General features: G+C 73.5%; 19 protein-coding genes and 1 pseudogene. 4 read left to right on the top strand and 16 right to left on the bottom strand.

Translation table 11 applies throughout. The features are described from left to right. Positions 1-75: 75 nt before the first annotated feature. The 3 genes from IE172_RS22560 to IE172_RS22550 form a co-directional block, all read right to left on the bottom strand. Entirely contained in the window at positions 76-1,107 is a 1,032-nt protein-coding gene (locus IE172_RS22560; protein WP_190099110.1) for a LacI family DNA-binding transcriptional regulator, read from the bottom strand. Positions 1,108-1,650: 543 nt separating this feature from the next. Continuing rightward, positions 1,651-3,207: an MDR family MFS transporter gene (locus tag IE172_RS22555; protein ID WP_190099284.1), complete on the bottom strand. Its 1,557-nt coding sequence runs from the start codon at positions 3,205-3,207 to the stop codon at positions 1,651-1,653. 143 nt (positions 3,208-3,350) lie between these two features. After that, a complete protein-coding gene (locus IE172_RS22550) occupies positions 3,351-4,022 on the bottom strand; it encodes a TetR/AcrR family transcriptional regulator (RefSeq protein ID WP_190099109.1) in 672 nt (223 codons plus the stop codon). Between the two features lie 95 nt (positions 4,023-4,117). Between IE172_RS22550 and IE172_RS22545 the strand changes: the two genes are divergently transcribed. Next, positions 4,118-5,308, top strand: a complete 1,191-nt coding sequence (locus IE172_RS22545) for an MFS transporter (RefSeq protein WP_190099108.1) — start codon at positions 4,118-4,120, stop codon at positions 5,306-5,308. A gap of 64 nt (positions 5,309-5,372) precedes the next feature. After that, positions 5,373-6,344: a pirin family protein gene (locus IE172_RS22540; RefSeq protein ID WP_190099107.1), complete on the top strand. Its 972-nt coding sequence runs from the start codon at positions 5,373-5,375 to the stop codon at positions 6,342-6,344. Positions 6,345-6,479: 135 nt separating this feature from the next. Here the strand turns inward: IE172_RS22540 and IE172_RS22535 are convergent, their stop codons facing one another. From IE172_RS22535 to IE172_RS22525, 3 genes are all read right to left on the bottom strand, one after another. Beyond that, positions 6,480-7,160 carry a class F sortase gene (locus IE172_RS22535; RefSeq protein WP_190099106.1) on the bottom strand — a complete coding sequence of 227 codons (681 nt, stop codon included), beginning with the start codon at positions 7,158-7,160 and terminating at the stop codon, positions 6,480-6,482. Between the two features lie 5 nt (positions 7,161-7,165). Next, complete coding sequence (locus IE172_RS22530) at positions 7,166-8,005, bottom strand: DUF4397 domain-containing protein (protein WP_190099105.1); 840 nt, start codon at positions 8,003-8,005, stop codon at positions 7,166-7,168. A 361-nt stretch (positions 8,006-8,366) separates the two neighbouring features. Then, positions 8,367-8,714 (bottom strand): helix-turn-helix transcriptional regulator, encoded by a 348-nt coding sequence (locus tag IE172_RS22525; RefSeq protein WP_190099104.1) that lies wholly within the window; start codon positions 8,712-8,714, stop codon positions 8,367-8,369. 138 nt (positions 8,715-8,852) lie between these two features. Between IE172_RS22525 and IE172_RS22520 the strand changes: the two genes are divergently transcribed. Beyond that, positions 8,853-9,872 carry a TerC family protein gene (locus tag IE172_RS22520; RefSeq protein ID WP_229886275.1) on the top strand — a complete coding sequence of 340 codons (1,020 nt, stop codon included), beginning with the start codon at positions 8,853-8,855 and terminating at the stop codon, positions 9,870-9,872. Between the two features lie 107 nt (positions 9,873-9,979). Next, complete coding sequence (locus tag IE172_RS22515) at positions 9,980-10,417, top strand: universal stress protein (protein ID WP_190099103.1); 438 nt, start codon at positions 9,980-9,982, stop codon at positions 10,415-10,417. Positions 10,418-10,518: 101 nt separating this feature from the next. On the opposite strand, the gene IE172_RS22510 is transcribed toward IE172_RS22515, so the two are convergent. From IE172_RS22510 to ppdK, 10 genes and pseudogenes are all read right to left on the bottom strand, one after another. Continuing rightward, positions 10,519-10,785 (bottom strand): metal-sensitive transcriptional regulator, encoded by a 267-nt coding sequence (locus tag IE172_RS22510; protein WP_190099102.1) that lies wholly within the window; start codon positions 10,783-10,785, stop codon positions 10,519-10,521. 40 nt (positions 10,786-10,825) lie between these two features. After that, positions 10,826-11,194, bottom strand: coding sequence for a thioredoxin (trxA, locus tag IE172_RS22505; RefSeq protein WP_190099101.1), 369 nt, complete (start codon positions 11,192-11,194; stop codon positions 10,826-10,828). 167 nt (positions 11,195-11,361) lie between these two features. After that, entirely contained in the window at positions 11,362-12,222 is an 861-nt protein-coding gene (locus IE172_RS22500; protein ID WP_190099100.1) for a sulfite exporter TauE/SafE family protein, read from the bottom strand. A gap of 5 nt (positions 12,223-12,227) precedes the next feature. Continuing rightward, a complete protein-coding gene (locus IE172_RS22495) occupies positions 12,228-12,809 on the bottom strand; it encodes a rhodanese-like domain-containing protein (protein ID WP_190099099.1) in 582 nt (193 codons plus the stop codon). Next, positions 12,806-14,209, bottom strand: coding sequence for an MBL fold metallo-hydrolase (locus tag IE172_RS22490; RefSeq protein ID WP_190099098.1), 1,404 nt, complete (start codon positions 14,207-14,209; stop codon positions 12,806-12,808). Before IE172_RS22490 ends, IE172_RS22495 begins: the two co-directional genes overlap by 4 nt. After that, positions 14,206-14,553, bottom strand: coding sequence for a rhodanese-like domain-containing protein (locus IE172_RS22485; protein WP_190099097.1), 348 nt, complete (start codon positions 14,551-14,553; stop codon positions 14,206-14,208). The genes IE172_RS22490 and IE172_RS22485 overlap by 4 nt, the downstream gene beginning before the upstream one ends. Before the next feature lie 232 nt (positions 14,554-14,785). After that, positions 14,786-14,995: pseudogene (locus tag IE172_RS22480) on the bottom strand (hypothetical protein); the annotation flags it as partial. A 98-nt stretch (positions 14,996-15,093) separates the two neighbouring features. After that, entirely contained in the window at positions 15,094-15,741 is a 648-nt protein-coding gene (locus tag IE172_RS22475) for a CBS domain-containing protein (protein WP_190099096.1), read from the bottom strand. Between the two features lie 85 nt (positions 15,742-15,826). Then, positions 15,827-16,210: a hypothetical protein gene (locus tag IE172_RS22470; protein WP_190099095.1), complete on the bottom strand. Its 384-nt coding sequence runs from the start codon at positions 16,208-16,210 to the stop codon at positions 15,827-15,829. A 132-nt stretch (positions 16,211-16,342) separates the two neighbouring features. Beyond that, on the bottom strand, positions 16,343-19,039 hold the full coding sequence (ppdK, locus tag IE172_RS22465; RefSeq protein WP_190099094.1) for a pyruvate, phosphate dikinase: 2,697 nt from the start codon (positions 19,037-19,039) through the stop codon (positions 16,343-16,345). Positions 19,040-19,262 lie beyond the last annotated feature (223 nt).

Genomic DNA, 19,262 nt, shown 5'->3' with positions numbered 1-19,262 from the left:
GACATCCGGCGCCGGAGTCGTGCCACGGCGAACACGCGCACCGCTCCCCGGTGCGCGCCCCCGCCGCGACGCCCGTCAGGCGGCCCCCCGGTTGGTGGCGGCCGGGCGGCCGAGCGTGCTCTCCCGCTCCACGAGCTGGTGGTCCGCCCAGATGCGACGTGGCTCCGGCGCCCGGTCGTGGAGCCGGGCCAGCACCGACTCCACCGCGAGCCGGCCGATGGCGGCCTTGTCCGGGGACACGGACGTCAGCGTGACCGCGCCGAAGCGGCCCTCGATCACATCGTCGAAGCCCACCACGGCGATGTCCTCCGGCACTCGCAGACCGCGCTCGTGCAGCACCCTCATCGCGCCGATCGCCATGGGGTCGTTGTAGGCGAACACCGCGTCGGGCCGCCGTCCGCTGTCCAGGATGTGGTTCATGGCGAGCGCCCCGTCGGCGTGCCCCCAGCCGTCGGTGGCCGCGACGAGCCCTTCGTCGGCCGGGAGTCCCGCGGCCGCCAGTTCCTCGCGCCACCCTCGTACGCGCAGCTGGGCCGGCTCGCTCCGCCCGCGCCGGGCCCCGATGAACGCCACCTCCCGCCGCCCCAGCCCGATCAGATGCCGTACGGCGGCGCGGGCCGCGGCGACGTTGTCGATCGCGATGTGGTCGTAGGGCAGGTCGTAGTCCCGCTCCCCGAGCAGCACCAGCGGCACGTCCTCGGAGCGGTCGCGCAGGTCCTCGGTCTCCAGCTCGATGGGGCTGAGGATGAGCCCGTCGATGACCCGGGCCCGGAAACCCTGGCTCACCAGGAGTTCCTGCTCGCGCGACCCCCCGGTGTGGTCGAGCAGCACGATGTAGTCGTGCTGGGAGGCGGCGTCGATGACGGAGGCGGCCAGTTCGGCGAAGTAGGGGTTGCCGAGCTCGGGCAGTGCGAGCGCGATGATGCCGGTACGTCCCTTCCTCAGGTGCCTGGCGGCGAGGTTGGGCCGGTAGCCGAGCACGTCGATGGACCGCTGGACACGCTCCCGCATGGCCGGGGTGACGTGCTGGTAGTTGTTCACCACGTTGGAGACGGTCTTGATGGAGACCCCCGCGTGCGCGGCGACGTCCTTGAGGCTGACCCGCACGGCAATCCCTTCGTGAGCGGCCCGACTCGGTTGGCCGGTGCGGATGGGATGCCGTCACCATGAGTCGTGCGCCGAGCCGCTGGGCTCAAGTTTTACAACGTTATACACGCCGTTCCGCTGCACTGACAAGGCCAGGGAGGCCGAGGCGTCCGCCGCCGTTCGTCACCACCCCTGAGGACGGGCGGGGCCGCCGGGCGGACGGACCGTACCGTCTCTCGCCGGCCCCTCGCGCGGCGCCCCCTCCCGCTGTCCCGGATCGTAGGGCAGTGCGGAGCGGGCCGGCCGCCGCGACGACGCTGTCGGCGTGGGCCCGGCGCTGCACGGGCCGCGGGTGCGGCGGCCCGGGCCCTCCGCCCCGTACCCGCTGCCGGGGGCGATGGCACCCTCGCCGCCCACGATGTGCCGCTGCCGGAGGACGGACGCCACCGCCCGGGCGCCCGCTCACGGCGCCCGGGCGGGCGGTGCTCGCGCCGGGGACCCGGTACGCGTTCGCCCCGGGTCCGCGTGCGCGGACCCGGGGCGAACGAACGTATGACAGGGGTCTCAGCCGCCGACCGCCGCCTTGTCGGTGGCCGCCGCGGAACCGGACTCCTCGGCGAGGCGCTCCATGCCACTGGTCGTCTTCAGGGGCTTCTCCTTGAGGAACACGACCGTGATCAGCGCCAGCAGCGCGCAGGGGGTGGCGATGAGGAACAGGTCGGCGGTGGCGACGCCGTAGGCGTGCTCGACGATTGCGCGCACCGGCTCGGGCAGGGTGCTCATGTCGGGGACGCCGGCCTCTCCGCCGCCCGGGCCCGCGGGGATGCCCGCCGCGTCCAGGCCCTTGGTCATCTCGGTGGCGACCCGGTTGGCGAGGATCGCGCCGAGGACACTGGTGCCGATGGTGCCGCCCATGCTGCGGAAGAAGGACAGCACGGAGGTCGCGGCGCCCAGTTCACTGGCGGGCACGTCGTTCTGGGCGGCCAGCACCAGGTTCTGCATCAGCATGCCGACGCCGACGCCGAGGGTGGCCATGTAGATGCTGAGCAGGGTGAACGAGGTGTCCGCGCCGATGGTGGAGAGCAGACCGAGACCGACGGTCATGATGACCGCCCCGGCCACCAGGTAGCGCTTCCAGACACCGGTCTTGCTGATCAACTGACCGGCCACGGTGGACGACACCAGCAGACCGATGATCATGGGCAGGCTCATCAGGCCCGCGACGGTCGGCGACTTGCCGAGGGAGACCTGGAAGTACTGCGAGAGGAAGACCGTTCCGCCGAACATGGCGACACCGACCAGCAGGCTGGCGACGGTGGTCAGCGTGACCGTGCGGTTGCGGAAGATGCCCAGCGGGATGACCGGCTCCTCCGTACGCGCCTCGACGAACACGGCGGCGGCCAGCAGCAGGAGTCCGGCGCCCGTGAGCGCGGCGGTCTGCCAGGAGACCCAGTCGAACTCGTTGCCCGCCAGCGTCACCCAGATGAGCAGGGCGCAGACACCCGCCACGATGAGGAAGGCGCCCAGGAAGTCGATCTTCGCCTTGCGGCGGACCACGGGCAGGGCCAGGGTGCGCTGGAGCAGCGCGATGGCGAGCAGCGCGAACGGCACGCCGATGAAGAAGCACCAGCGCCAGCCCAGCCAGGAGGTGTCCACCAGCACACCGCCGATCAGCGGTCCGGCCACCGTGCCGACGGCGAACACCGCGCCGAAGATGCCGGCGTACTTGCCGAGCCTGCGGGGCGGGATGATCGCCGCCATCACGACCTGGGCGAGCGCGGTCAGACCGCCCGCGCCGATGCCCTGCAGGACACGGCTGAAGATGAGCAGTTCGACGCCGTTGGAGAAGCCCGCGAGCAGTGAGCCGATCACGAACATGCCCAGCGACAGCTGGAGCAGCAGCTTCTTGTCGAACAGGTCGGACAGCTTGCCCCACAGCGGCACCGTCGCCGTCATGGCCAGCAGTTCCGAGGTGACGACCCAGGTGTAGGAGGACTGGCTGGCTCCCAGGTCGGCGATGATCGTGGGCAGCGCGTTGGCCACCACGGTGCCCGCCAGGATCGCCACGAACATGCCGGCCATCAGCCCCGACATGGCCTGGAGTATCTGCCGGTTGGACATGGGAGCGGGCGGCGCCGTATCAGGCGCCTGTGTTGCGGTCACGGTCGTCTCTCTCAACGGATCGGTGGTGAAAGCGGGGTCGCGCCCCGTCGGGGAAAAGGGGGGCGGAGGGGCGGCGGCCGCTCCGGGCTGGCGCGCGGCGTCTACCGGGCCGGTGCCGGCAGCCCGGCGGCGAGCAGGGCGAACACCTCGCGGAACACGTCGGCGAAGGGGACGTCTTCGTCCTGCCGGTCGCACCAGTGCTGCACGCTCACCCGGACCGCCGTACCGGCCACCGCCGCGAGCAGGCGCGGATACAGGGCGATCGCACGGCCCTCGCCGCCGGGGGACTGGGTGGTCCCGCTCTCCCGCGCGCCCGGGGTGATCCGCTCCGCGATGACCTCGGCGAGGCCCGCCTCGTCGGCCATCTGGGCGCCGAGGCTGCGTACGAGCAGGTGCGGGGCCGCACGCAGCACCTCGGCGTGCAGGCTCCACAGCTCGTACTGCCTCTCGGCCTCCGCCAGCTCGGCGGCGAGCGCTTCGCGCAGCGCCTCCAGGGGCGTCAGGTCCGCCGGAGCGTCGAGGAGCGCCCGGCGCACCCGCACGCCGACGTCCGCGTCGACGACGACGAAGGCGTCGTCACGCGAGTCGAAGTAGTTGAAGAAGGTGCGTACGGAGACTCCGGCGGCCGCGCTGATCGCCTCGACGGTGACGTGGTCCGCCCCGTGCTCGGCGGCGAGGCGCACCGCGGCCTCCGCGAGAGCCGCCCGCGTGGCCCGCTTCTTGCGTTCCCGCAGCCCGCCGCCCGCGCTGTCCTTCCCCGTCATGTCGTGCATGCTATGCAAAAATGCACGCTCTGCAAAATCACCCTGACCGTGCCCCGGCCGTGGCGTGCCGGAAGGGCGCCCGGGTCGGGGGTTAGCGTCGGGCCATGGCCGGTGATCGCCGCGGGTGGCGGGTGTGTCTGCTCGGCGGTGCCGTCTTCGCGGTGTGCATGACCGGCACCACGCTGCCGACCCCGCTCTACCCCCTGTACCAGCAGAAGTTCGGCTTCTCCGAGCTGACGGTCACCGTCGTGTACGCCGTGTACGCCTTCGCGGTCATCGGCGTGCTGCTGCTCGCCGGGAACGCCTCGGACGCCGTCGGCAGACGCCCGGTGCTGCTGTGGGGCCTGGGCTGCGCGGCCGCGAGCGGGGTGTGCTTCCTGAGCGCCACCGGGATCGGCTGGCTGTACGCCGGGCGGTTGCTCTCGGGGCTGTCCGCGGGTCTGTTCACCGGGGCCGCCACCGCGTACGTCATGGAATCGGCCCCGCCCGGCGGCGGCTCCCGGGCCACGTTCGTCGCCACGGCCGTCAACATGGGCGGGCTCGGCTGCGGCCCGCTGCTCGCCGGGGTGCTCGCCCAGTACGCGCCGTGGCCGCTGTACCTGCCGTTCGCCGTGCACCTGGCATTGGTGGCCTGCTCGGCCGCGGTTCTGCTGTGGCTGCCCGAGACGGTGGAGGAACGCCGGCCGCTGCGGACCGTACGGCCGCAGCGGCCCGGGGTGCCCGCGGGGGTCCGACAGGTGTTCGGGCCGGCGGCGACCGCCGCGTTCGTCGGCTTCTCCCTGTTCGGTGTGTTCACCTCCGTCAGCCCGGCGTTCCTCGCGCAGTCCCTGGACGTCACCGACCACGCGGTGAGCGGAGTGGTCGTGGCGCTGGCGTTCTTCGCCTCCACCGGCGGTCAGATGGCCGTCGGCCGGGTCGGCGTGGGACGGTCGCTGCCGCTGGGCTGCGTCGGGCTCCTCGCGGGGCTGGCCCTGCTCGCCGCCGCGCTCTCCTGGGACCTGCTGATCCTGGTGGTGCTGAGCGCGGTCGTCGGCGGATTCGGCCAGGGCCTGGCGTTCCGCGGAGCGCTGTCCGCCGTGAGCGGGGCGTCCCCGGCGGACCGGCGGGCCGCGGTGATCTCGTCGCTGTTCGTGGTGGCGTACGCGGGGATCTCGGTGCCGGTCATCGGTGTCGGCCTGCTGTCGGAACCGATGGGCCTGGAAGGCGCGGGACTGGTGTTCATCGCCTGCATGGGAGCCTTGGTGGTGACCGCGGCCGGCTACCTGGTGCGCCGTCCGGTGGCGACGGGGGTGTGACCCGGGTCCTGCAGTCGCCTCATTAATATTGAAAATTGAACTTCCTGGGTGGAGGGTGGACGGCATGAGCAACACGGAGACACGGCCGCCGGAGCTGAAGTGCGGCGGCGAGGCGGAGGCGGCGCGCCCGGCCGACGTCGAGATGCTCACCGCGCGGGACGTGCCGCTCGGCGGGCCGCGCGCGATGCGGGTCCGGCGCACCCTGCCGCAGCGGGCCCGGACACTCATCGGCGCCTGGTGCTTCGCCGACCACTACGGCCCCGACGACGTCGCCGGCACCGGCGGCATGGATGTCGCTCCCCACCCGCACACCGGTCTGCAGACGGTGAGCTGGCTGTTCAGCGGCGAGATCGAGCACCGCGACAGCCTGGGCAGCCACGCCTACGTCCGTCCCGGCGAACTGAACCTGATGACCGGCGGCCACGGCATCAGCCACTCGGAGGTGTCCACGCCGGACACCACGGTCCTGCACGGGGTGCAGCTGTGGGTGGCGCTGCCCCGCGAACACCGGGACACGGCACGCGACTTCCAGCACCACGTCCCGCAGCCGCTGCCGCTGGACGGCGGTGAGGCGCGCGTCTTCCTCGGCTCGCTCGCGGGCGCCACGTCCCCCGTGCGGACCTTCACCCCACTGCTGGGCGCCGAACTGACCCTGGCCCCGGGCGCCGTGACGACCCTCCCCGTCGACCCCGCCTTCGAACACGGCGTCCTCGTCGACACGGGCGACGTCCTCGTCGGGGGAACCGCCGTCCTGCCGGCCGAACTCGGATACGCGGCCCCCGGCCGCACGGCGCTCACCCTGACCAACCGGGGGCCCGGGGCGGCACGCCTGATCCTGCTGGGCGGACCGCCCTTCGACGAGGAGATCGTCATGTGGTGGAACTTCATCGGCCGCTCGCACGAGGACATCGTGCGGGCCCGCGAGGACTGGATGAACGGCACCCGCTTCGGTGAGGTGCACGGGTACGACGGGGCCCCGCTGCCGGCGCCGGAGCTGCCGAACACGCCCCTGAAGCCGCGGGGAAGGGCACGCTGATGCGCTGCCCCGGACACCCGGAACGGCAACGGCCGACAGCCGGCGCGTGAGGGGCGCCGTCCGTCCGCCGGACGGCGAGCCGGCGTCGGCGCTCGCCGGACCGTTCCGCCGCGCCGTGCCGACGGGCGGCCGCGGTCAGCCGTGCCCGGGGACGGGAACGGCGTACACCAGCAGGTTCCGCTGGTAGCCGCCGTGTTCGCGGTCATACGGGGGCGCGCAGGTGATCAGGGTCAGGACGGGCCGTCCAAGGCGCCGGAAGACCTCGTCGGGGAGCCTGTCCTTGTCGACCACCTCACGGGCCGTCACCTCGTAGCGGGCAGGGGGCGCGCCCTCGCGGGCGACGGTGACGTCGTCGCCCTCGCGGACCTCGTACAGCTGGGCGAAGGCGCCCAGGTCGCCGGTGCGGTCGTCCACGTGGCCGAGGAGGACGGCGGACCCGTCGGGGGCGCCCGGTGCGGGGCCGTGGCGGTACCAGCCGACCCGCCCCGCGTCGCCGGGGATCTCCGCCGTGCCGTCGTCCCCGACGCCGACGGGGTGCACCCGGGCGTCCAGGGACACCCGTGGAATGCGCAGCCTCGTCGGCTCGGGCACGGGGGCGGACGGTTGCCGCGCCTCGCCCCGCCCGCCGTCGCGGACCCCCGACGAGGGCCCGACCCCGGGCTCGAGGGCCCGTGGCCGGTCGCCGAAGTCCGGCGGTGCCGGGGCCGTGGCCGGCCGCAGGGACCAGGCCAGCAGGGCCGCCAGGACGGCGGCGACGACCGCGGCGGCCGCGAGGGCCGCCGCGGACGGTCGCCCGCCCCCGGTGGAGCGGCGCACGGCCGTCAGCCGCTGCGGGTGTACCGGCGGCGGGCGGCGAGCAGTCCGGCGACCGCGACGGCGCCCGTGGCGCCCCAGGCGAGCCAGGCGGTGGCGGACTCGTTGGCGGAGGCCATCGCACCGTTCCCGCCGGCGTCCACACCGTTCGGCGCGGAGTCCATGCCGCTGATCGTCTGCGTCTTCAGCGCGAGGTTGTCGTCCTCGGCGCTGCCCCAGGCGTAGACGATGGTGCCGGTGCCCTCGGCGAGGTCGAGGTCGGCGGGGCCGATGGCCACGGTGCTGGTCCCGGCCAGGACGACATCGGCGTTCACCGTGCCGGCGGGCACCTCGAGCGACTTCTCGTTCGGGTTGGTCAGGTCCTCGATGACCGGCTTGCCGCCCGCACGGACGTCCACGGCGGGTGCCGCGGCCACGTGACGGACGGTCAGCCGCGACTGGCCGGCCGGCACCTCGAAGGTGTCGTTGACGAACGCGGTGAGCGTGGGGTCGCCCTGCGCGTCGAGGTGGGCCGCCAGCGTGGCGTTCGCCCCGGCCGGTACCTCGACGCTCTTCTGGATGGCGGGATCGCCGTCGGGGCCCTGGCCGTCGGCGAAGACCTCGATGTCGTAGGTGCCCGGGTCCAGGGACTGCGGCTCGGTCAGGGTGCCGGGCTCGAAGTCCGGGATCAGTTCCCGGCCGTTGGCGAACACGTCGACGGTCAGGCCCGGAACGCCATGGAAGACGGACACGGATGCCTTGCCGTCCTCCTGCGCGCTACCGTCTGCGGCGGCGGGTACTGCCGCGGAGAGGGTGAGGACGCAGGCCCCGGCGGTGGCGGTGGCGATCTTCCTGCTGCGTGCGTTCATCGTCGAGACTCCCTTCACGAGGGCCCCGGTCGAATGGGGCCCGGCTTCCCGGGTGCGGCTCCCCGGACGTGCCACGCGACGAGTCGTTCGGTCGGGTGGCGTACGGGTGCTGTCGGGAGGGGGGATCGCTGGTGACGTCACGTGTGCTGTCGGAGGCGAGGGCGGTCCGGACCGGCCCGTGCGTGTGCCCATGGGCCCGGCGCGTGCGTTCCGGCCGCCGGGGGACGAGGCGGGCGCTCCTCGTTGAGCGGCCCGCTCTCCGTGACACGAGAACCAGTGTGGGACGCGGTGCGGCGAGCCGCCACTTGCCGGAACCTCTGCCTCCGCCCGCCCGCGGTGGCGCTCGCAGGGCGGTGGATGGTCAGGAGACGGTGCTCCCGGTGTCCTCGGCGGGGGTGTCCTCGCGGTGCAGGAAGGTGGCCAGCAGGTCACCCACGGGGTGGTCGGCTTCGCTGGGGTGACGCAGGGCCACGGTGGGGTCGATGGTGTAGCGGTTGCGGCGGCCGACGCGAGTGCGGGTGAGATATCCGGCCGCCTCCAGGTCGGCGACGATCAGTTGCACGGCGCGTTCGGTGATGCCGATGAGGTCGGCGACGTCGCGTCCCCGTGCTTCCGGGTCACGGGCGAGGGCGATCAGGACACGGGCGTGGTTGGTCAGGAACGTCCACTGGTCGCCGCGCTTGGCGGAGGGCTGGCTCACGGACCCCATCCTACGAAGCCGGTTTCGTCTGACCGAAGAAGTCTCGCGAAAGAAGATTGACGAAAAATATTTCGCGTAATTCTTGACGCAGATTGAGGGCCGGATGACGCTGGACGTGTCGCTCCCGTCCGAGGAAGCCGAGCAACCATGAACGAACTGTCCTTCGCCGTCCCCCTGTGGATGTGGGCGGCGGTCACCGCCGGTATCGGCGTGATGCTCGCCGTCGACCTGATCGCCCACCGCGACAACCACGTGATCGGCTTCCGTGAGGCCGCGCTGTGGAGCGCGCTGTGGATCGCCGTCGGCCTGGGGTTCGGCCTGATCCTGCTGGCCTGGCAAGGCGGCGAAACCGCCTCCACCTACTACGCCGGCTACCTGATCGAGAAGGCCCTGTCGATCGACAACGTCTTCGTCTTCGCGCTGGTCTTCTCGTTCTTCGCCGTGCCCGACGGCTACCAGCACAAGGTGCTGTTCTGGGGTGTCATCGGCGCACTGGCGGCCCGGCTGGTGTTCATCTTCGTCGGCGCCGAGCTCCTGCGCGTGTTCTTCTGGACCGCCTACCTCTTCGGTGCCTTCTTGATCTGGACCGGGTGGAGGATGGCCGTCTCCAAGGACGAGGAGGTCCACCCCGACCGCAACCCTGTCGTTCGCCTGGTCAGGAAACTCATCCCCACCGATCCGCGGTTCCACGGCGACTCGTTCTTCGTCCGCGTCGGCGGCAGGCGCGTCGCGACGCTGCTGTTCGTGGTCCTCGTCGCGATCGAGGCGACCGACCTCGTCTTCGCCGTCGACTCCGTCGCCGCGGTCCTCGCGATCACCACCAACACCTTCCTGGTGTGGACCGCCAACGCCTTCGCCGTCCTGGGCCTGCGCAGCCTGTACTTCTGCCTCGCCGGACTGCTGCGCCGCTTCCCGTACCTGCACTACGGCCTCGCGGTCCTGCTCGCCTTCGCCGGCGTCAAGCTCATCCTGTCCGAGACGCCCGTGGGCAAGCTGCCCATTCCCCTCACCCTCGGCGTCATCGTCACCACGATCACCGTGTCCATCGTGTGGTCGCTGATCGCCACCCGGGGCCGGCCCTCCGGAACGGCCGGGGACGAGACCCGCGGCGCGGCGGCCCTCACTCCCGCCGCCCGGCACAGTACGCACGACAAGGAGTCGCCATGACCGCACCTCCCCGTGTCCCTCCCCGCCCGGAAGGCGCCGCGGCCGTGAACTCCTCCCGCCCCGCGTCCGGACCAGGTCGCTCGCGCCCTCGGTTTCCGGTGGCCGCCGTGCTGGCCGACCGCCTCGACGACGTCCCCGTGGTGGAGGCCGCCATCAGGCTGGCCGACGCCCGCGGCGGCCCACTGCTGCTGATCGCGGTGCTGCCGTCCCTGATCCCGGGGGCCGTGGCGCGCCCGCCGGACAGCGCCGCGGTGCGCGCGGTGGCGGGGCGGGCCCTGCCCCGCGTGGCCCGGGCCGGTATCGCCCACACGTCCGCCGTCTACCACCGCCCCGCCGGCCGTGCCGGACGGCTGGGGGCGGCCAAGGGGCTGCTGGACGTGGCGGTCGCGTACGGCTGCTCGGTGCTGGTCGTCTCGCTCAGCGGGCCGGCCGGGCTCGATGCCTGCACGGTGATGGACGCGGCCGCCATCCGTGGCGGGCCGCTCGTCCGTGCGGCTTCACCGGTGCCCTGGGTGCCGCTGGTCACACCCTGCCCCGAGCGCTGACCGGCCGGCCGGGGGCGGAGTCGAAACGGCGGGTCGGCGCCCTCGGCTCGGCCCCGCGTCCCGGGGGAGGCGGCTCGGCTCCCCTCGGCGCCGGTGGCGTCTCAGGAGAGGGAGAGGAAGAGCCTTTCCATCTTCTGGGTGTCGAGGCTGTCGGCGCCGCCCTCCTGGCTCAGGCACTCCTTGAGGCCGCTGGCGACGATGGCGAAGCCGGCGCGGTCCAGGGCGCGGTTGACGGCGGCGAGCTGCGTGACGACGTCCTCGCAGTCGCGTCCGTCCTCCAGCATGCGGACGACGCCGGCGAGCTGTCCCTGGGCGCGCTTGAGGCGGTTGGCGGCCGACCGTACCTGGTCGGCGGGAAGCTGGACCATGGGGTGTCCTCTCGAAGGGCCGGTCGCGGACCGGCGGTGGTCAACGGCCGGGGCTCGCGGTGGTGAGGGAGGCGCGTACCTCGTCCATGTCGAGTCCGCGGACGGCGGTGACCAGCTCGTCCAGGGCCTGCGGCGGCAGGGCGCCCGGCTGGGAGAAGACCAGGATGCCTTCGCGGAAGGCCATCAGGGTGGGGATCGAGGTGATGTCCGCGGCGGTTGCGAGTGCCTGCTCCGCCTCGGTGTCGACCTTGCCGAAGACGATGTCGGAGTGCGCCTCGGAGGCCTTCTCGTAGACGGGGGCGAACATCCGGCACGGTCCGCACCACGCGGCCCAGAAGTCGACCAGGACGATGTCGTTGCCGGTGACGGTCTTCTCGAAGTTCGCGGCGGTCAGTGCGACGGTGCTCATGGGGTGGTCCTCTCCGTTTCGCCGGAATGCCCGGGTCGATACCCCCTGGGGTAAGGAACACGCGAAGGGGGCGGGGCATTCCCCGGTCCGCACGCATGCCGTTGCCCCGGCGCGCCGAGGGGACGGGACGCCGGGGCCGTGGCAGTGGTGGGCCGGGCCGGGAAGCGCTAGACCCGGTGGACGGCCCGTCGCAGCGGACAGCGGGCGGCGAAGCCGTAGCAGAGACCCGCGCCGGCGCCCAGCGCCGCGAGGGCCGCCAGGACCGGGACCGCGATCCGGGCGGGGGCCTGCTGGACCAGGACGAAAGTGCCCATGGCCAGGACGAACCAGGCGAACAGCCGGGAGAGGACGTCCGCGGGGACGCGCCCGGCCAGCCGCGCGCCGGCGAGACTGCCGACGACCGCGAACCCGGTCACGGCCAGGGTCAGGCCCCAGTCGATCTGGACGCTGGAGAGGTAGCCGGCGAAGCCGGCCGCCGACTTCATCGCGATGACCAGGAGCGAGGTGCCGATGGCCACCGGCATGGGCAGCCCGCCCAGCAGCGCCAGCGCGGGGACCACGAGGAAGCCGCCGCCCGCGCCGACCAGGCCGGTGGCCAGGCCCACGGCCGCGCCGTCCAGCAGGACGCGTCCAACGGGGAGTTGCCGGTGGGCCCGGTCGGGGCCGGTGGTGCGCCTCCCGCGGAGCATGGCGGCGGCGGTGACGATCATCATGACGGCGAAGGCGATCAGCAGGACCATGTCGGGGATGTGGCCGCCGATGAGCCCGCCGGTGTAGGCGCCGGCCATGCCGGCCGCTCCGAACAGGACGCCGGTGCGCCAGCGGACCCGTCCGCCGCGGGCATGGTTGATCATGCCCACGGCGGAGGTGACGCCGACGACGAACAGGGAGGTGGCGATGGCCTCCTTGGCGTCCATGCCCGCGACGTAGACCAGCAGCGGGACGGTCAGGATCGACCCGCCTCCCCCGAGCAGGCCGAGGGAGACGCCGACCAGCAGCGCGAGGACGAGGACCAGCGTCAGCGTCATGACGGTCACCTGCCGTCGGCGAGCCGGGCGACGGCCTTGCGCGGGTCGAAGGACGGGGTGCGGTTCCACGGCATCTTCGACAGCAGCACGCCCATGGCGCAGGTGTTGCTGATCGCGGCGAAGGCCAGTCCGCCGCCGACGAACGCGGACAGCGCCTGCATTCCGGGGACGAGGAAACTGCCGACGGCGCCGACCAGCACCAGGGAGCCGGCGACCAGGCGGACCTGGCGCTCCATGTCCCAGCGCTCCTGGCCGTAGTTCGTCGGGGCGCCGGATTTCTCCCAGGCGGTCATGCCGCCCGACAGGACCGCCAGACCGGGCAGTCCGGCCTCGGCGAGGGCACGTTCGGCCTGCCCGGCCCGCTGGCCGGAGCGGCACACCAGCACCACGTCGGTGTCCAGGTGCCGGGTCAGCTCCTCGCGGTGTTCGCGCAGGGTGGCCAGCGGGACGTTGTAGGAGCCGGGGATGTGCGCTCCCTCGAACTCGGCGGGGGAACGGACGTCGAGCAGCCGGGGCGGGTTGGCCGAGTCGAGCCTGGCGCGCAGTTCGCCGATGGTCAGGCTGCGGGGGGTGGCGGAGGCGGTCACGCGTTGATCTCCTGTCGGTTGTCGGAGGATGCGGGGGTTTCGGAGGGGAGGGCGCACAGGTCCAGGTCGCGGGCGTGGTCGAAGCTGTCGTCGACGGCGACGACGTCGCGGCCGCGGGCGTGGAGCAGTGCGGCGACGACTCCCGCGCGGTAGCCGCCGGCGCAGTGCACCCAGACGCGGCCCGCGGGGATCTCCCCGAGGCGGCCCGGCACCTCGTGGATGGGGATGTGCACCGTGCCGGGGATGTGCGCCTCTTCGCGTTCCTGGTCGCGGCGCACGTCCAGGACGACGAAGTCGTCGTCGCCGGCCAGGGCGGCCTTCAGGTCGCCGAAGGTGGCGCGCTCGTACGAGGCCAGGGGCTCGCCGCCGGACCAGTCCCCGGGACTGCCGGTGGCCATGGCGGCCGGGCGGTCGATGCCTATGCGGACCAGTTCGCGCTGGGCCTCGGCCACGTCCGCGGCGCTCTCCCCGAGCAGGGTGAGCGGGGTGCCCCATGGGATCAGCCAGCCCAGGTAGGTGACGAACTGGCCGTCCAGGCCGAAGTTGAGGCTGCCGGCCAGGTGCCCGGCGGCGAAGGCGGTGCGGTCGCGCAGGTCCACCACCCACTCGCCGGCCTCGATCCGGCGGCGCAGCTCGGCCGGGTCCGCGACGGACGGCGCGGACAGGTCCGGCTTGCCGGGCCCGCCGGCGTTGGCCGGGCCCATGTGGGCGTAGTAGGCCGGGTAGGCGTCCAGGCCGGCCAGGAGCTGGGCGACGTAGGACTCCTCGTCGGCGGTCAGCGCGGTGTTGGTGCGCTTCTCCTCGCCGATGGTGCTGGCCAGGCCGGTGGCCTGGGTGGCGGAGCAGAACGAGCCGAACCCGTGGGTGGGGTAGACGGCCGTTTCGTCCGGCAGTTCGTCCGCCAGCCGCCGTGCCGAGCGCCACTGGGCGCGTACCAGGGTGCCGGTGTGGTCCGGGCCCAGGAGGTCCGGCCGTCCGGTGGAGCCGTACAGCAGGGAGCCACCGGTGAACACCGCGACCTGTTCCCCGTCGGCCTCCAGGGCGTAGGAGAGGTGGGTGTGGGTGTGGCCGGGGGTGTGGATGGCCCGCACCCGCAGGGTGTCGCCGACCTCGATCACCTGGCCGTCGCGCACCGGGGTCCGCTCGTAGGAGACCTCGTCGTCGGCGTTCACCAGGTACCGCGCGCCGACCTCGCGGGCCAGGGCCAGGCCGCCGGTGACGTAGTCGTTGTGGATGTGTGTCTCGAACACGTGGGTGATCCGCACTCCGGCCGCGTCGGCCAGCGCGGTCACGCGGTCGTAGTCGCGCTGGGGGTCGACGACCAGGGCCACGGAACCGTCGTGGGCGAGGTAGGTGCGGTCGCCCAGGCCGGGGGTCTCGACGGGCAGGACGGTGATCATCGCGTCTCCTCGGGGGCGGTGGGGGCACCGGGCTCGTCGCCCGTGGCCGCCGGGCGGCCGGCGTCGATCCAGGCGGCGGTGCCGCCGCTGACGCTGTGGGCGTCGTAGCCCAGGTCGCGGAGCAGGGCGGTCGCCTGTGCGCTGCGGCCGCCGCTCTGACAGATCACGTGGACCGGCCGGTCCTTGGGCAGCGCGGCGAGGGTCAGGGGAAGGTCGGGCAGCGGTGCCGACCGGGCGCCGGGGACGTGGCCGGCGCGGTACTCACCGCGATCGCGGACGTCGAGGACGAGGGCGCCTGCGGCGTGCGCCGCCGCGAACGTGCGCTGGTCGATCTCGGGAACCATGCGGGGACTCCTGCTCGCTTGCCTTCAGCGATACCCAGGGGGGTATGCATGGCTCAACCGTAACAGGCTCCGGTCTATGCCCCGGGGGGTATCTGGATGTGAGGTGTTTCGCATGCCCGGTCGCCGCCCCCAGCCGGGCGCGGTGCCGCGCCCGGAACGCCGAAAGCCGCCGTACGGGAGCCCGGGAACTCCCCTACGGCGGCTTCGGACCGGTCGACCACCGGCTCCGAGGTCAGCCGTGGTGGGCGGTGCGCATGAGCGCCTGCGTGCCGTCCGGCACGGGCATCCGCGGACCGGCGGGAGCGCACTGGTCCTCGTAGGCGTTGAGGGCCTGCTGGGGCAGGGCGTCGAGGAAGTCCCGCTCGTCGACGCCGAGGTCCCGCAACGACGGCTCGATGCCCACGGCGTCGCGCAGCCGCTCCACGGCGGCGAGGGCCTCCACACGCCGAAGGACCCCTCCCGCGCCCTTGCGTCCCGGTCCAGCGGGGATGGTCGGCCCCACCCCTCCCGCCCGGGGTGCGCCGCCGCCCGCCGCCGCGTTCACGGGTTCCCGGCGGGAGCGAGCCGGGTGGGCGCCAGGCAGTCGTCGGTGCGGAAGCCGAGCCGGTTCACCACCCCGACCACGCCTTCCAGGCGCCAGACGGCGCGCACGAGCTCCGGCGCCTGACTGCGCCGTTCGACCCGGCCGGCCAGGGTGACGACCCCGTCGCGCACGGAGACGAGGACGGCGTCGGACGGCAGGTCCAGCGCGCCGACGACGATGTCCCCGGTCACCTGCCGGCGGATGTCGTCGTCGGCCCGCAGGAACACCCGGAGGAGGTCGCGGCGGGTGGCGATGCCGATGAGCCGGTCGGCCTCGTCGACCACGGGCAGCCGCTCGACGCCCCGGCGCTCCATCAGCCGGGCCGCGTCCGCCACGGTCTGCTCCGGGTGCACGGTGATCGCGGGACTCGACATCACGTCCCCCGCCGCGAGGGCGGAGGGCGGTGCGCAGCCGTCCCGGTGTGCCTGGGCGCGCACCAGATCGCTCCCGGACAGGACACCGAGGACCTTGTCGTCGGCGTCCACCACCGGGAGCCCGCTGATCCGGTGGTGCTCGAGCAGCCGCACCACCTCCTTGAACGGTGTCGTCCGGTGCGCCTGCACGACGTCCCTGGTCATCACTTCACCGACGGTGTGAGCGGTCATGGCGGAATCTCCTTCGCGAGCGCGACGGGGAGGGCCGGAGGCCGGCTCCGGCCCTCCCGCCGGGGCGGGCGGCGCCGTGCGGCGCCTACTTCTGCGGACCGCCGCGCCACGGGGGCGGCACGGCCGTCCGGCGGACGGTGGCGTCCCGGTGGACGACGCGTTCGACGCCGGCGCGCAGCCGGTCGTGGAGCCGGTCGGCGAGTTCACGGGCGGTCGCCTCGCGGGCGTGGACGACGACGAGGTCGCCACCGACCCGGATCTCGGCCCCGGCGGACCAGGGCAGCGCGACGTGGTGGGCCACGGCCCGGGACACGCGCACCTCACCGCTCGCCGGCGGCAGTCCGGGCCGGTCCAGTGCGGTGCCTACCTTCTCGCGGAGGTAGGCGACGGAGTCCTCGTCCACCCCGCCGTCGGCGCGCACCCGGACGGGGGCGGTGGTCTCACGGGTACCGATGTCCTTGGCGGTCATGTGCTCCACTCCCTGTGATCGTTCCGCGACACCTCAAGACTGCTGCGCTTTCCGTCCGGGTCCCAGAGGCGGCCGGCCCCGCCCGCAGGGGCGGTCGGCCCCCGGCACCGGGGCCGAGGGGCCCCGGCGGTCTCACCCGCTGTCGCTCCCCGCGGTGTCCCCGAGCGCCGCCCGGCCCGCCTCCAGGCGCGCCACCGGCACCCGGAACGGCGAGCAGGAGACGTAGTCCAGTCCCGCGCCGTGGAAGAAGTGCACCGAGTCGGGGTCGCCGCCGTGTTCGCCGCACACCCCGATCGTGAGGTCCGGGCGGGTGGCGCGGCCCTCGGCGACGGCGATGCCCACCAGCCGGCCGACCCCGTCGCGGTCGAGCGTCTCGAACGGCGAGACGGGGAAGACACCCTTGTCGAGGTAGGCGGAGAAGAACTCCGCCTCGACGTCGTCGCGGGAGAAGCCCCAGGTGGTCTGGGTCAGGTCGTTGGTGCCGAAGGAGAAGAACTCGGCCTCCTCGGCGATCCGGCCGGCCGTCAGGGCCGCCCGGGGCAGCTCGATCATGGTGCCGACGGGGCAGTCGACGGTGACGCCCGACTCCCGGGAGACGTCCGCCAGAACCCGTCGCACCTCCTCGCCCACGAGGCGCAATTCCCGCACGTCACCGACGAGCGGGACCATGATCTCCGCCCGGGGGGCGCCACCGGCCCGCAGCCGCCCGGCGACGGCCTCACCGATCGCGCGGACCTGCATGGCGACCAGACCGGGCACCACCAGCCCCAGCCGCACACCGCGCAGCCCGAGCATCGGGTTCTCCTCGTGCATACGGCGCACGGCGGTCAGCATGTCGACGTCGTGGGCGTCCGCCTCCCCGCCCCGGGCCTCGGCGGCGGCGATCCGCACCGCCAGGTCGGTGAGGTCCGGCAGGAACTCGTGCAACGGCGGGTCCAGCAGCCGGATGGTGACCGGCAGCCCGTCCATCGCCTCCAGGATGCCGGCGAAGTCCCGCCGCTGGAGGGGCAGCAGTTCCGCCAGGGCCCGGTCGCGGGCGGCGTCCGTGCCGGCCAGGATCATCCGCTCGACCAGCTTGCGGCGCTCGCCGAGGAACATGTGCTCGGTGCGGCACAGGCCGACGCCCTGCGCGCCGAACCGGCGGGCCCGGGCGGCGTCCTCCGGGGTGTCGGCGTTGGCCCGCACCTCCAGCCGCCGGACGGTGTCCGCGCGGGACAGCGCCCGGGCCACCGCGTCGACCACGCCCCGCGCGCCCTCGTCGTGCCGGCCGTCCTCCAGGAACCTGATGACCGCCGAGTCCACCAGCGGGACCGAGCCCGCGTACACCGCTCCCGCGGAGCCGTCGACCGAGACGACGGTGCCCTCCTCGACGACGGTGCCGTCCGCGGTGGTGAGGCGCCGGGCCCCGGTGTCCACGGTGAGCTCCTCGGCGCCGCACACGCAGACCTTGCCCATGCCGCGGGCGACGACGGCCGCGTGGCTGGTCTTGCCGCCCCGGCTGGTGAGGACCGCCTGGGCGGCGATCATGCCGGGCAGGTCGTCGGGGGTGGTCTCCTGCCGGACGAGGACGACCTTCTCGCCGGCGGCGGCGCGGCGCACGGCCCGGGTGGTGTCGAAGACCACGGCGCCGACCGCCGCGCCGGGGGAGGCCGGGACACCGCGGGCCAGCGCGGTGCCGGCCGCCGAGGCGTCGAACCGCGGGAACATCAGCCGGGCCAGGCCCTCGCCGCTCACCCGGGCCAGCGCCTCGTCCGGGGTGATGAGTCCCTCGTCGGCCAGCTCGGCGGCGAGGACGAACGCGGCCTCGGCGGTGCGCTTGCCGACCCGTGTCTGGAGCATCCACAGCATGCCGCGCTCGATGGTGAACTCGATGTCGCACAGGTCGCGGTAGTGCCGCTCCAGGGTCTCCATGTGTGTCCGCAGGCGGGCGTACGACGTGGGGTCCAGACGCTCCAGCTCGCTCAGGGGCACGGTGTTGCGGATGCCGGCGACGACGTCCTCGCCCTGCGCGTCGGGCAGGTAGTCGCCGTACAGGCCGGGGCGTCCGGTGGCGGGGTCCCGGGTGAAGGCGACGCCGCTGCCGGAGTCGGACCCCAGGTTGCCGAAGACCATGCGCTGCACGTTGACGGCGGTTCCGAGGTCGTCGGCGATGTGCTCGCGCCGCCGGTACAGCCGGGCGCGTTCCCCGTTCCAGGACTCGAACACGGCCAGTACCGCCCGGCGCAGCTGCTCGGCGGGGGACTGCGGGAAGTGTTCCCCGGTCTCCCGGTGGATCAGGTCCTTGTAGGTCTCGACCAGCCCGGCCAGGTCGGTCGCCGTCAGGTGCACGTCGTCCCGCACACCGCGCGAGCCCTTCAGGACGGCGAGGGCGTGCTCGAAGGAGGCGGCGTCGACGCCCATGACCGTGCTGCCGAACATCTGGACCAGGCGGCGGTAGGAGTCCCGGGCGAAGCGCTCGCTGCCGGAGGCCTTGGCCAGCCCGAGGACGGAGTCGTCGTTCAGCCCGATGTCGAGGATCGTCTCCATCATGCCGGGCATGGAGAACCGGGCGCCGGAGCGGACGGACAGCAGCAGCGGGTCGTCCGGCTGTCCCAGCAGCCGGCCGGCGGACGCCTCGAGGGCCGACAGGTGCGCGGAGACCTCCTCCCACAGACCCGCGGGTTCGCCGCCCGTGGCCAGGAAGGCCCGGCACGCCTCGGTGGTGAGGGTGAAGCCCGGCGGTACGGGGAGTCCGAGACGGGTCATCTCGGCCAGGTTCGCACCCTTGCCGCCGAGGAGACCGGCCATGTCACGGCCGCCCTCGGTGAAGTCGTACACGTGACGGACCATGACGCTGCGCTCCTCGGCCTCGGGGGCGTGACGGTTCCAGCGTCGGACGGAAGCGTGCCGGGCGCGAGGTGCCGGCCGTCCCTGCCGGGGGGACCGGGCGGCCCCGACCCACGCCGTCCGTCCCGGAAGGACCCTCGGGGCCCCGCCGGGGGGGTGCCTCTATGTCCTTCGTCAAGCGAGTCGGGGGCTCCTCGGCTCGTAGAAGGTGCCGTCGCGGAGCATG

This window comes from Streptomyces griseoflavus (assembly GCF_014649995.1).
GTDB classification, from domain to species: domain Bacteria; phylum Actinomycetota; class Actinomycetes; order Streptomycetales; family Streptomycetaceae; genus Streptomyces; species Streptomyces griseoflavus.
This window is presented reverse-complemented; position numbering and strand designations above follow the sequence as displayed.

Bases quoted from the DNA above. Each gene is read 5' to 3' on its own strand.
- IE172_RS22555 (WP_190099284.1), bottom strand. From the start codon at position 3,207: ATGTCCAACCGGCAGATACTCCAGGCCATGTCGGGGCTGATGGCCGGC.
- IE172_RS22550 (WP_190099109.1), bottom strand. From the start codon at position 4,022: ATGCACGACATGACGGGGAAGGACAGCGCGGGCGGCGGGCTGCGGGAA.
- IE172_RS22545 (WP_190099108.1), top strand. From the start codon at position 4,118: ATGGCCGGTGATCGCCGCGGGTGGCGGGTGTGTCTGCTCGGCGGTGCC.
- IE172_RS22540 (WP_190099107.1), top strand. From the start codon at position 5,373: ATGAGCAACACGGAGACACGGCCGCCGGAGCTGAAGTGCGGCGGCGAG.
- IE172_RS22530 (WP_190099105.1), bottom strand. From the start codon at position 8,005: ATGAACGCACGCAGCAGGAAGATCGCCACCGCCACCGCCGGGGCCTGC.
- IE172_RS22525 (WP_190099104.1), bottom strand. From the start codon at position 8,714: ATGGGGTCCGTGAGCCAGCCCTCCGCCAAGCGCGGCGACCAGTGGACG.
- IE172_RS22520 (WP_229886275.1), top strand. From the start codon at position 8,853: ATGAACGAACTGTCCTTCGCCGTCCCCCTGTGGATGTGGGCGGCGGTC.
- IE172_RS22510 (WP_190099102.1), bottom strand. From the start codon at position 10,785: ATGGTCCAGCTTCCCGCCGACCAGGTACGGTCGGCCGCCAACCGCCTC.
- trxA (WP_190099101.1), bottom strand. From the start codon at position 11,194: ATGAGCACCGTCGCACTGACCGCCGCGAACTTCGAGAAGACCGTCACC.
- IE172_RS22500 (WP_190099100.1), bottom strand. From the start codon at position 12,222: ATGACGCTGACGCTGGTCCTCGTCCTCGCGCTGCTGGTCGGCGTCTCC.
- IE172_RS22490 (WP_190099098.1), bottom strand. From the start codon at position 14,209: ATGATCACCGTCCTGCCCGTCGAGACCCCCGGCCTGGGCGACCGCACC.
- IE172_RS22485 (WP_190099097.1), bottom strand. From the start codon at position 14,553: ATGGTTCCCGAGATCGACCAGCGCACGTTCGCGGCGGCGCACGCCGCA.
- IE172_RS22475 (WP_190099096.1), bottom strand. From the start codon at position 15,741: ATGACCGCTCACACCGTCGGTGAAGTGATGACCAGGGACGTCGTGCAG.
- IE172_RS22470 (WP_190099095.1), bottom strand. From the start codon at position 16,210: ATGACCGCCAAGGACATCGGTACCCGTGAGACCACCGCCCCCGTCCGG.
- ppdK (WP_190099094.1), bottom strand. From the start codon at position 19,039: ATGGTCCGTCACGTGTACGACTTCACCGAGGGCGGCCGTGACATGGCC.